General features: G+C 56.5%; 9 protein-coding genes. 5 read left to right on the top strand and 4 right to left on the bottom strand.

Features of this window, described 5'->3' with window-relative positions; translation table 11 throughout:
* Positions 1 to 357: 357 nt before the first annotated feature.
* Positions 358 to 723: a cupin domain-containing protein gene (locus ABLV66_RS18695; protein ID WP_025714914.1), complete on the bottom strand. Its 366-nt coding sequence runs from the start codon at positions 721 to 723 to the stop codon at positions 358 to 360.
* Between the two features lie 13 nt (positions 724 to 736).
* Positions 737 to 2,038 carry an NAD(P)/FAD-dependent oxidoreductase gene (locus tag ABLV66_RS18690; protein WP_015367823.1) on the bottom strand — a complete coding sequence of 434 codons (1,302 nt, stop codon included), beginning with the start codon at positions 2,036 to 2,038 and terminating at the stop codon, positions 737 to 739.
* 158 nt (positions 2,039 to 2,196) lie between these two features.
* On the opposite strand from ABLV66_RS18690, the gene ABLV66_RS18685 reads away from it, so the two are divergent.
* The 5 genes from ABLV66_RS18685 to pheP all read left to right on the top strand — a co-directional run bounded on the left by ABLV66_RS18685 (position 2,197) and on the right by pheP (position 10,501).
* Positions 2,197 to 3,681, top strand: a complete 1,485-nt coding sequence (locus ABLV66_RS18685; protein ID WP_289577343.1) for an aldehyde dehydrogenase family protein — start codon at positions 2,197 to 2,199, stop codon at positions 3,679 to 3,681.
* Positions 3,682 to 4,004: 323 nt separating this feature from the next.
* Entirely contained in the window at positions 4,005 to 5,309 is a 1,305-nt protein-coding gene (locus tag ABLV66_RS18680; RefSeq protein WP_047078604.1) for an NAD(P)/FAD-dependent oxidoreductase, read from the top strand.
* 368 nt (positions 5,310 to 5,677) lie between these two features.
* Entirely contained in the window at positions 5,678 to 6,760 is a 1,083-nt protein-coding gene (locus ABLV66_RS18675; RefSeq protein ID WP_047049423.1) for a YncE family protein, read from the top strand.
* A 59-nt stretch (positions 6,761 to 6,819) separates the two neighbouring features.
* Positions 6,820 to 9,018, top strand: coding sequence for a TonB-dependent receptor (locus ABLV66_RS18670; RefSeq protein WP_348876514.1), 2,199 nt, complete (start codon positions 6,820 to 6,822; stop codon positions 9,016 to 9,018).
* Between the two features lie 106 nt (positions 9,019 to 9,124).
* Positions 9,125 to 10,501: a phenylalanine transporter gene (gene pheP / locus ABLV66_RS18665; RefSeq protein WP_015367815.1), complete on the top strand. Its 1,377-nt coding sequence runs from the start codon at positions 9,125 to 9,127 to the stop codon at positions 10,499 to 10,501.
* Positions 10,502 to 10,537: 36 nt separating this feature from the next.
* Here the strand turns inward: pheP and ABLV66_RS18660 are convergent, their stop codons facing one another.
* Entirely contained in the window at positions 10,538 to 10,954 is a 417-nt protein-coding gene (locus ABLV66_RS18660; protein ID WP_045381305.1) for an Exc2 family lipoprotein, read from the bottom strand.
* 131 nt (positions 10,955 to 11,085) lie between these two features.
* Positions 11,086 to 12,330 carry a mechanosensitive ion channel family protein gene (locus ABLV66_RS18655; protein WP_047049418.1) on the bottom strand — a complete coding sequence of 415 codons (1,245 nt, stop codon included), beginning with the start codon at positions 12,328 to 12,330 and terminating at the stop codon, positions 11,086 to 11,088.
* Between the last annotated feature and the right edge of the window lie 74 nt (positions 12,331 to 12,404).

Raw genomic sequence — 12,404 nt, 5'->3', positions numbered from 1 at the left:
TGTAGGGGAGGGCAGGGAATAGCCAGCGCCACTCCCGGATAGTCATAATTTAGGCGGGCATCCTGCTCAACGAATATCGTCCGGAAGGTGGAGAGCAACGGGTGAATCTGTGACGTAGTCCATGAATGTGGCGGTTGATAAACAAGATGGCCCCGGAAAGCGGGGCCATCTGTCTTGCCACGTTGCGCGTATTTCTGCCGGGTGGCGGCTAGCGCCTTACCCGGCCTACGGTCCATGCGGCCAGCCTTTAATTTGGCCTAAAAATCCCCGGTAGCGCCGACGCTTATCGGGGCGACAGCGCTGTGCGATTTGGTAGCCCGGAGAAGGCGTAATGCGCCGCCGGGCATTATCAGCGTGTTAGCGCGTCTCGACGTTCGCCAGATAGTGTTTGACGAAACGTGGGGTGAGGATTTTCCACTCCACTTCGGTGCCCTGTTTGACAAACCAGCTGTCCCCCGGCGCGAAGCGCTGCGGCTCGCCGCCGGCGACGGTCAGTTCAACTTCACCCTCCAGCACGGTGGCGTGTTCGGTAAACGGATAGGTCATGGTGAAGCTCCCTTCGGTGGACGAAAACAGTCCGCAGGTAAAGGCGTCCTGCGGCTCGCCGTATATCATCGCGCCCGCTACCTGCGGGTCGCCGGCGGTCGGCGTCGCGCCGAGCAGGCTGACGCTGCCGATCGGCTGCAGTTCAGGTACCGGGTGTTTGAGTTTAAAAGCGTGCATAGCGTTCTCCTGATTAACTCCGGCCTTTCCAGAAACCGGCGGTTTGATGCATCAGTTTTCCGGCGGTGACTAATAGCAAGCGCAGGCTGTCACGGCCGTGGATGGTCGCGTGGGGAATGCTGCTTAGCAGACGATAGCGGTCGGAACCGCCATTGATCCCTTCGGCGAGGATTTTGCACACGATGTGCGAGGGGGTGACGCCGAAGCCGGAGTACCCCTGGACGTAAAAGACGTTGTTATGGTCGCGTAAGGTGCCAATCTGCGGGAACAGGTTGGCGCTACAGGCCATCGGCCCGCCCCAGGCGAAATCGATCTTCACATCTTTCAGGTATGGGAAGACCTCCGCCAGCAGCGTACGGTTCCAGGCGGCGAAATCGTTCGGCGTATACTCCACGAAGCGGGTAGCGCTGCCGAACAGCAGGCGGTTTTCACGAGTGACGCGGTAGTAGTTAATCACCGGGCGAATATCGCTGAAGGCGCCGCGCAGCGGGCTGATGCGCTCGATCAGTTCATCGGAGAGCGGCTCGGTCGACACCTGATAGGAGTAGGTGACCAGCGTTTTGTTGTAGATCTCCGGCTCCATATTGTTGAGGAAGCTGTCGCAGGCCCACAGTAGTTTGGCGGCTTTAACGCTGCCCATCGCGGTGCGCACCCGTACCTGTTTGCCGTAATTCACCTCCACCACCGGCGAGGATTCGAAAATCTTCACCCCCAGCGAATGCGCGGCCTGCGCCGAACCAAGCAGCATATTGAGTGAATGGATCTGCCCGCCGCCCATATGTTTCAGCGCGCCGCAGTAGACCTCGGAACCGACCACCTGCTGCACCTCTTTCCCGGTATACAGTTCGATCTCTTCATCCGGGGTGGCGGCTTTAAACTCCTTCTCCCACTGGCGTAGCGTTTTAAGCTGCCGCTGGTTATAGGCCAGGTAGCCGTAGCCGGGGACGAAATCGGCGTCGATGTTGTATTTGCGGATGCGTTCGCGAATGATACCCGCGCCGAGGTTGGCGATTTTAAATAGCGTCTCCAGCCCCTCTTTGCCGACGTGTTTTTTCACCGCTTCGATATCGTGGCCGATTCCAGCCATCACCTGGCCGCCGTTGCGCCCGGTGCCGCCATAGCCAAGATGGCGCGCTTCCAGCACCACCACGTTGGTGATCCCCTGTTCCGCGAGTTCGAGCGCGGTGTTAATGCCGGAAAAGCCGCCGCCGATAATCACCACATCGGCTTCAATATCTTCCCGTAGCGCCGGAAAATGGAGCTGGTATTTCTTCGTCGCGCCGTAGTAGTTCAGCGCATCGATTTTAATATTCATCGCGTTACCCTGTCGTCTTGCCTGGCTCAATGTCCTCATCACAGCACGCCGCGCGGGCGCTGAATATCGTCCGGAAGAATGACGTTCTTTAGAACGATGGGCGGTGCGGCGCAACCGTGCTGTGATGGGCTAACTTTGCTAAAAAACGGGTGCTGACGATGAGCGAGATAACCTTACTGGCGGAAGTGACCGCCTTTTTACGCCAGCCGCACGGGCAGTTTATTGCCGGTCATCGGGAGGCGGGCCACGGCGCGCCGTTCGCGGTGATAAACCCAGCGACCGGACAGGCGATTGCCGAGGTCACGGCGGCGGATGTCGGCCAGGCGGACCGCGCGATGGAGAGCGCCCGCCTGGCGTTTAATCAGTGGCGCGAGATACCGACGCTGGCGCGCGGCGCGCTGCTGCTGAAACTGGCGGACACGCTGGCAGAGCATCGCGAAGAGCTGGCGCAGCTGGAAAGCCTCTGCTCCGGTAAGACCATCACCCTGGCGCGGATGCTGGAACTGGATCAATCGGTAGCGTTTTTGCGCTACTTCGCAGGCTGGGCGGGAAAAATCACCGGGGAAACCCTGGATGTGTCGCTGCCGTCGATGGCCGGGGAGAAATATACCGCCTTTACCCGCCGCCAGCCGTTGGGCGTGGTGGTCGGCATCGTACCGTGGAACTTCTCGATTATGATTGCCATCTGGAAGATGGCGGCGGCGCTGGTCTGCGGCTGCACTATCGTCCTCAAGCCGAGCGAGTATACGCCGCTGACGCTGCTGCGGGTGGCGGAACTGGCGAAAGCGGCGGGTATCCCGGATGGCGTCATTAACGTGGTCAACGGCGCCGGAGGCGAAATCGCCCAACGGCTCATCACGCATCCGGCCTGCGCCAAAGTGAGCTTCACCGGCTCGGTGGCGACCGGGGAAAAAGTCCAGCAGTCGGCCAGCGGGTCAGGTAAACGGGTTACGCTGGAGCTGGGCGGTAAAAACGCCGCGCTGTTCCTCGATGATCTGACGGCGGAGGCCATGGTGAACGGCATCATTGAAGCCGGTTACCTCAACCAGGGGCAGATTTGCGCCGCCGCTGAGCGCTTTTATCTGCCGCAGGGCAAGCTGGATGCGGTACTGGCGCTGCTGAAAGATAAGCTCAGCGCTTTCGCGCCGGGGTCGCCGCTGGATGAACAAACGCTGATGGGGCCGCTGGCCAACCGCCAGCAGTATGACAAAGTCTTGCGGCTCATTCAGACCGCGCGCGATGAGGGCGATACCATCGTTTGCGGCGGCGAAGCGCTGCCCGGCGAGGGCTATTTCCTGCAGCCGACGGCGGTTAAAGTGCGCAGCGAAGAGAGCACCCTGATGCGCGAAGAGACCTTCGGCCCGGTATGCAGCTTTATTGGCTATCGCAGCGAAGAAGAGGCGCTGGCCCGAATTAATGCTTCGCCCTATGGGCTGGCGGCCAGCGTCTGGTCGGATAATATCCGCCAGGCGCTGCGCTACTCGCAGGCCATTGATGCCGGGATCGTGTGGGTCAACATGCATACCTTCCTCGACCCGGCGGTACCGTTCGGCGGCATGAAAGGATCGGGTATTGGCCGTGAGTTTGGTAGCGCGTTTATTGATGATTATACTGAACTTAAATCGGTGATGATGCGTTATTAAACCGCGGTAATACGTTGCTGCCGCTAATCCCCCTTCATTAAATATAAGACTTAATAGTTATTATTATCTAATCCTTACCCTGGCCGCTAAATAATAATTTAGTGGCCTTTTTGTTTACCTCGAATATGCGTGCAAGGAAATTGCCTGAAAACTTGTACAATAATATCCCGATTAAAAATTGCCGCCAATTAAATTTGCGATTACCAATATGCATCCCGTAATCATCTAATGGATGACTGGCATTTTATTGTTTGAATTATTGTTAACTAAAAATTATCTGAGAGTTTTTAATTAACATTTAATTAATTATTTTGGAGTTCACCTTGACTACGCCATTAAAAGAGATCGTTATTGTCGGCGGCGGCGCCGGCGGGCTGGAGCTAGCGACCCAACTGGGACGTAAATTAGGGCGTCGGCGGAAAGCGAATATTACCCTTGTCGACCGCAGCCAGAGTCATCTGTGGAAACCGCTATTGCATGAAGTCGCCACCGGTTCGCTGGATGAAGGCGTGGATGCGTTGAGTTTCCTCGCCCATGCCAGCAAACACCACTTTTCCTTCCAGCACGGTTCGGTAATGGATATCGATCGGCAGGATAAGACTATTACTATCGCCGCGCTGCGGGATGAGCAGGGAGAAATGCTGGTGCCGGAACGCAAGTTGCGCTGGGATACGCTGGTGATGGCGCTGGGCAGTACGTCGAACGATTTTAATACGCCCGGGGTAAAAGAACACTGTATTTTCCTCGACAGCGCTGAGCAGGCAAAAGTATTTCATCAGCAAATGCTGAACCAATTTCTGCGCTATTCCGCCGACCCGCAGACCACCGGTAAGGTCAATATTGCCATTGTTGGCGGTGGCGCTACCGGCGTTGAATTATCTGCCGAATTACATAATGCGGTGAAAGAACTGCACAGCTATGGCTATAAAGATCTGACTAACGATGCGTTAAATGTCAGCCTGATTGAAGCCGGCGATGGTATTTTACCCGCGCTACCAAAACGAATTTCCAGCGCCGTCCACGATAAGTTGAGCAAGCTTGGCGTTAATGTAATGACCAACACCATGATCACCGGCGTTGAGGAAAATGGTCTGCATACCAAAGACGGCCAGTTTATCGAGGCGAATTTAATCGTTTGGGCGGCCGGGATTAAAGCGCCGGACTTCATGAAAGAGATTGCCGGACTGGAGACCAACCGTATCAATCAGCTGGTGGTGGAGCCTACGCTGCAAACGACGCGCGATGCCGATATTTTCGCCTTTGGCGACTGTGCGGCGTGCCCGCGTCCGGAAGGCGGATTTATCCCGCCGCGCGGCCAGGCGGCCCATCAGATGGCGCTGTTCACCGCCGATAATATTATCGCCCGCATGAAGGGGCATAAGCTGAAAGCGTTCTCCTATCGCGATCGCGGTTCGCTGGTTTCACTGTCCAGCTATACCACCTTCGGTAGCATTATGGGGCATCTGCCGATCGGCCCGCTGATGGTCGAAGGCCGTATTGCGCGCATGGTTTACGATTCGCTGTATCGGATGCATCAGGTGACGCTGCACGGTTATTTCAAAACCGGCCTGATGATGCTGTCCGGCGGGATTAACCGTATTATTCGCCCGCGCCTGAAATTGCATTAAACGTGCTAAGCCGCCCTTCGCCAGAAGCGTGCGGCTTAGCCTCCTGTCGCCCGGATAAGGCGTAATGCGCCGCTATCCGGGTATGTATCGATCCCGCAGTTCTTTTCTCCCCCTATCAATCCGCCATCCCACGTTAAAAAATCAGCAGATAATCTTTTTTGCCCGCCGAGGCTTGTTTGACATTCGATAATGAGTATAGTTCTCATTCTCTTTTTTGTTCGCAGACTAAGCAGGGATCGATCTGCGCCAGTGAGTCGTTCACAAGGAACAGCGAAGGCGTAGGGTGACGCAAAGACAGCAGGCCGGAAACACACAATATCGGCCGCTGCGCGACCACCGGGTCATTGATTTTTTATAGGGTTGTTCCAATGAAATACACTCTTCCGGCGTTGGCGCTGGCCATCAGCGCGACGTTAGGCGGCTGCGCGACCCACCATTCCGCTGCCGTTGCTCAACCGGTTGTTAACTCTCCTGCGGCTAACGTGGCGCAACCTCTGCAGCGCCAGCTAGCGGAAGGGTTGTACGAGATGGCGCTAAGCCCGCAGGGCGATGCGCTGTACGTCGCCAGCGCCGAGGGCTTTAAAGATGTGCAGGGCGGAGCGGTTTACAAGCTGGATCCGCAAACCCTTAATACCATCGGCCTGACGCATACCGATCTGAAAAACTTCGCTTTACAGCTCTCTGCGGATGGTAAAACGCTATACGTCAGCAATTCGCTCGACGGCGGCATCAGCGCTATTGACACCGCCACCGGCAAGGTAAAAAACCGCCTGCTGTTCAGCGAGCGCAATGAAAAAGGGCTCCCCTATGGGGCGCGTCAGTTGCTGCTGTTAAATAATACCCTCTACGTTGGCGCGGTCGCCGACCCGGCGCAAATCTGGGTGGTTGACGCCACTACCCTGAAGCTGAAAACGCGGATTAAAAACACCGGTAAATGGATGACCGGCCTGCACTATTCTGCACAAACCGGGCGCGTATACGCCGCCAACGGCAGCGGTGAAATTCTGGTGATCAACCCGCGCAACCAACGCATTGAACAGCGCTGGAAGCCGCTGGGCGACAAGCCGGCGCTGCTGCTTAATATGGCCGAAGATAGCGAAACCGGTCGTCTGTTCGTGACCGATAACTCGAAAGCGAAAACCACCCTGGTGTTGGATATCCACAGCGGCAAACTGCTTAAACAGCTCGATGTCGGCGATTCGCTGGCGGTGCAGTTCAATGGGAAACGCCACGAGATTTATATTTCACAGCGTGAATCCGGCAAGGTTATCAGCCTTGACGCCAGCCACTACACGCTGAAGAAAAGCTGGGCGCTGCCGGCCAATCCCAACAGCCTGCTGCTTTCCGCCGATGGTCAGACGCTGTTTGTCACCGTCAAACAGCCCTTCAATAAAGACCACTCCACTAAAGGCCCGGACAGCATCGTACGTATCGACCTGAACGCGCAATAAAAATAACTGGCCCGGCGACGGGCCCTTTGATCCATTTATCCTCATCCATGGGGCAAATTATGCACACCACGCACTATTCATCCTTCCCGCTGCGTAAAACGCTGCTGGCCTTAGCCATCAGCGCCGCCAGTCAAACGGCGATGGCCGCGGACGCTGCCGCCGCGAAGCAGCCTGGCGAAGAGACCATCATCGTCGAGGCTAAAGAAAACAGCGATTTTAAATCCGGCGGCGACCTGGTAGTTCCGGCATTCCTCGACGGCCAGATCGCCCACGGCGGCCGTCTGGGAATGCTTGGCGAACAAAAAGCGATGGACGTCCCGTTTAACGTCATCGGCTATACCTCGAAGCTGATTCAGGACCAGCAGGCGAAAACTATCGCCGATGTCGTCAGCAACGACGCTGGCGTGCAGGCCGTACAGGGCTACGGCAACTTCGCCGAGACCTATCGAATCCGCGGGTTTAAGCTCGATGGCGATGACATGACCATGGGCGGACTGGCGGGCGTGGTGCCGCGTCAGGTGATGGATACCCAGATGCTGGAGCGCGTTGAAATTTTCAAAGGGGCTAACAGCCTGCTTAACGGCGCGGCCAGCAGCGGCGTCGGCGGGATGATTAACCTCGAGCCGAAGCGGGCGGAAGATCTGCCGACCGCACGCGTTGGCGTCGACTATACCTCTGATTCCCAGGTTGGCGGTACCCTCGACCTGGGGCGCCGTTTCGGCGATAACAACCAGTTCGGCGCCCGGGTCAACCTGGTGCATCGCGAGGGCGAAGGCGCTATCGATAACGATAAACGCCGTACCACGCTGGCTTCGCTGGGGCTTGATTACCGCGGCGATCGTTTCCGCTCCTCGCTCGATTTCGGCTATCAGAAGAAAACGTTCCACGGCGGTACGATGGGCGTCAATATCAGCGGCGTGGATTTCGTCCCGGCGCTGCCGGACAACAGCAAAAATTACAGCCAGAAGTGGGGCTATAGCGATATCGAAAGCGAGTTCGGCATGGCGAAGGCGGAATATGACCTGACCGATAGCTGGACGGTATACAGCGCCCTCGGCGGTCAGCATTCGCATGAAATCGGCACCTACAGCGCGCCGAAGCTGCTCAATAAAAACGGCGATGCGACGGTTGGCCGCCTTGATACTAACCGCATCATCGACGCGATCAGCGGCATGGGCGGGGTACGCGGCGATTTCAATACCGGCGCGATTTCGCATAAGGTGAATCTCGGCTATGCGGCGCAGGTGCATACCGATGCGACCGCCTGGCGGATGTCGGCGAAGAACCCGACCACCAATATCTATGACAACCGCGATGTGGCAATGCCGGATAACGCCTATTTAGGCGGCAACTACCACGATCCGCTGGTCACCTCGCGCAGCCGTACGCAGGGCTGGCTGCTGAGCGATACCCTCGGCTTCTTTAACGATAAGGTGCTGTTTACCGCGGCTGCTCGTCATCAGAAAGTGGTCGTGCGCAACTACAGCAACGCCACCGGGCTGGAAGATACCTCGTCGCGTTATACCCAAAGCCGCTGGATGCCGACGTTTGGCCTGGTGTACAAGCCGTGGGAGCAGCTGTCGCTGTATGCTAACCATACCGAAGCGCTGCAGCCGGGCTCTGTGGCGCCGACTACGGCGGCCAATGCCGGGCAGAGTACCGGGATCGCGCACTCGAAGCAGGACGAAGTGGGCGTCAAGATCGACTACGGTACGATCGGCGGATCGCTGGCGCTGTTTGAAATCAAAAAACCGAACGCCATTTCCGATACCGCTGGCAATTACGGCCTCGACGGCGAGCAGCGTAACCGCGGCGTAGAGATGAACGTCTTCGGCGAGCCGATGCTGGGGCTGCGTCTTAACGCCAGTACGGTGTGGCTGGATGCCAAACAGACTAAAACCGCTAAAGGCGCAACCGACGGTAAAGATGCCATCGGGGTGGCTAACTTCTACGCGGTGCTTGGCGCCGAGTATGATATCAAGCCGGTGGAAGGCCTGACCGCGACAGCGCGTGTCAATCATAGCGGCTCGCAGTATGCCGATGCGGCCAACACCAAGAAGCTGGATAGCTACACCACCCTGGATTTAGGCCTGCGCTATCGTATGCGCCTGAACGCCGACCAGAACGAAATGACCTGGCGCATCGGGGTGACCAACGTGACCAACGAGAAGTACTGGTCCGGCATTGACGATACCGGAACCTATCTGTTCGAAGGCGATCCGCGTACCGTTCGCGTCTCAATGAGCTACGACTTCTAACGCTAAAAAAGCGGGGCGGGCGGCTGATGCTTGCCCCGCGCAACTTGCGACAATCCCCCCTAAGTGATAAAAGGTGCCCCTTCACAAAAACACACAGGGGAACGACGTGAAAGACGCGTCAACGTCGTCGGATGCCGTGGAAGAGAGCGGCCCGACGCTTCATCGCGGTTTACAAAACCGACATATTCAACTTATCGCCCTTGGCGGCGCGATTGGTACCGGCCTGTTTCTCGGCATTGGTCCCGCGATTCAAATGGCTGGCCCGGCGGTATTACTGGGTTACGCCGTGGCCGGTATTGTCGCTTTTTTGATTATGCGCCAGCTTGGCGAGATGGTGGTGGAAGAGCCGGTATCCGGTTCCTTTGCCCACTTTGCCTATAAATACTGGGGCCCGTTCGCCGGCTTTCTCTCCGGCTGGAACTACTGGGTCATGTTCGTGCTGGTAGGGATGGCGGAACTGACCGCCGCCGGGATTTATATGCAGTACTGGCTCCCGGACGTGCCCACCTGGGTTTGGGCGGCGGCCTTCTTCATCATTATTAACGCCGTCAACCTGGTCAACGTACGCCTGTATGGAGAAGCAGAATTCTGGTTCGCGCTGATTAAAGTGCTGGCGATTATCGGCATGATCGCCTTTGGCCTGTGGATGCTGTTTGGCGGCCACGGCGGCAGCAAAGCCGGTTTTGATAACCTGTGGAAGCATGGCGGTTTCCTTGCCACCGGCTGGCATGGCCTGGTGCTGTCGCTGGCGGTGATTATGTTTTCTTTCGGCGGGCTGGAGCTTATCGGCATTACCGCCGCGGAAGCGCAAAATCCGGAAAAGAGCATTCCGAAAGCGGTCAACCAGGTGGTTTACCGTATCCTGCTGTTTTACATCGGCTCGCTGGTGGTGCTGCTGGCGCTCTATCCGTGGGTGGAGATCAAATCCGATAGCAGCCCGTTTGTGATGATTTTCCATAATCTTGACAGCAACGTGGTGGCTTCCGCGCTGAATTTCGTCATTCTGGTGGCATCGCTGTCGGTCTATAACAGCGGCGTCTATTCCAATAGCCGGATGCTGTTCGGCCTGTCGGTACAGGGCAATGCGCCGAAGTTTCTCGCCCGCGTCAGCAAACGCGGCGTGCCGGTGAATTCGCTGCTGCTGTCAGGCGTCATTACCTCGCTGGTGGTGGTGCTGAACTATCTCCTGCCGCATGAAGCGCTGGGGCTGCTGATGGCGCTGGTAGTGGCGACGCTGCTGCTGAACTGGATAATGATCTGTATGGCGCACCTGAAGTTTCGCGCCGCGCAGCGTCGTAAAGGCCGCGAATCGAAGTTCAAAGCGTTACTGGCGCCAGCCAGCAACTACTTCTGCATCGCTTTTCTCGGTTTGATTCTGGTACTGATGTGCACCATTGACGGGATGCGTCTGTCGGCGATATTGCTGCCGGTGTGGATTATCTTCCTGTTTGCCGCCTTCAAACTGCTGCGCCGCCCGGCGTAAGGCTTATCGCCCCGCGGACTGGCGGGGCGACACAACTTATTTTATCCCGTGGAAGCCGTCCAGATAGGCGCCAGCCAGCTCATTACCAAACAGACGAGCATCTTTCGCTTCCATCGTTTCGCTCCACCGATCGCTCGCATTACCGTTGAAGGAGTGTTGTGACTTCACCCCTTCCAGCGCCTGTTGCTTAATGGCGTCGGCAACCCGCTGCGCATCGCTTTCACTCACCCCTTTTTTCCGATCTTCTTGCCCGCGGGCATAAATATCGCGGAAGTTAGGCAGGTTCATCTGATAATTTTGCTGACGGTTAACGGTGAAATTACCGCCGACGAAATCTGAACGGTGAGACACGAAGCTATAAGCATGGCGTTCTGGCGAGGTCTTCGATGAGGTGCAACCGGAAAGGAGTGCTAAAGCGCAGCCAAGCGCGACAAACGTTGTGGTTAATTTCATTATGCAGAGCGTCCTTTGGCGATAATCCATGTTGGTGAAAAGATCATCTGCTTAAACTGTGTCGACGGCTAGCCCTGAGAAATGATAGTGGAGTGAGAGTACGCTGGCGCGCAATGCGCGCCAGCCGGGAATCAGGACGACAGCGCGCCCGACAGTGAACGAATGTCGTTGCCGGTTGGCGTCTGGTGAATACGCAGGCCGAACTCGTCAACCACGGCAAAGATATGGTCGAAGATATCCGCCTGAATGCCTTCATACTCCGCCCACACCACGGTATTGGTAAAGCAGTAGATCTCAATCGGCAGGCCGTTAGCGTCCGGCGCTAGCTGGCGCACCATCATGGTCATATCCTTGCGTAGCCGCGGATGGTTACGCAGATACTCCTGCAGATAGGCGCGGAAGGTGCCGATATTGGTCATTTTGCGCAGGTTGAGCACCGATGGCGCATTGGCGTGCTGTTGGTTCCACTCGTTAATTTCCTGATGGCGCGAGTCCATATAGGGCTTCAGCAATTTGGCCTGAATCAGGCGCTGTTGCTCCTGCTCGTCAAGAAAATGGATGCTGGTGGTATCGATGTTCAGGCTGCGCTTAATGCGACGACCGCCGGAGGCCGACATCCCGCTCCAGTTTTTAAACGAATCCGAGACCAGCGACCAGGTGGGGATTGTAGTGATGGTGTTATCCCAGTTGCGCACTTTTACCGTGGTCAGACCGATATCAATAACCGCGCCATCGGCGCCATATTTCGGCATCTCCAGCCAGTCGCCGAGTTTGAGCATGTCGTTGGCGGAAAGCTGGATCCCGGCCACCAGGCCAAGAATCGGGTCTTTAAATACTAACATCAGCACGGCGGCCATCGCGCCAAGGCCGCTAATCAGAATCGCCGGCGACTGGCCAATTAGCAGCGATATGATCAGAATGCCGATAATAATCGCCGTAACCAGCTTAATGCCCTGGAAGATGCCTTTTAACGGCAGCTGCGAGGCGGTGGGGAATTTTTGCGCCAGATTGAAAATCACGTCCAGCAGCGAGAAGAAGGAAAGCATGGCGTAAACCATTACCCACAGCTGCGCGCAGGTGGATAAAATTTCCGCCGCTTCGCTGCCTTTCTGCAGCCAGAGCACGGCCTGAACGTTGACGATAATTCCCTGCAGGGTGAACGCCAGGCGGTGAAAGAGTTTATTTTGCGTGATGATTTGCAGCCATAAATGGCTGCTGGCCTGCGCCCGCTTTTCGAAGGTGCGCAGTACCACTTTGTGCAGAATGAGATGAACGACAATCGCCGTCAGAAAAATAATGCCAAAGGTAATGATGAGCGAGGTGGTAGGGGTGATTTTGATGCCTAATGCGGCGATTTGCGATATTAATTCCTGCATAACGTCTCCTGTACATCCAGCGGTTATGATGACCGCTGGATGACTATTATGCAAATCAGAGGTTACACAGTTGT

Origin of the sequence: Klebsiella sp. CN_Kp073 (assembly GCF_040065495.2) — a bacterium.
In the GTDB taxonomy this organism is placed as follows: Bacteria; Pseudomonadota; Gammaproteobacteria; order Enterobacterales; family Enterobacteriaceae; genus Klebsiella; species Klebsiella aerogenes.
Note: the sequence above shows the minus strand (reverse complement) of the source record. Positions and strands in the feature narration are given on the sequence as shown.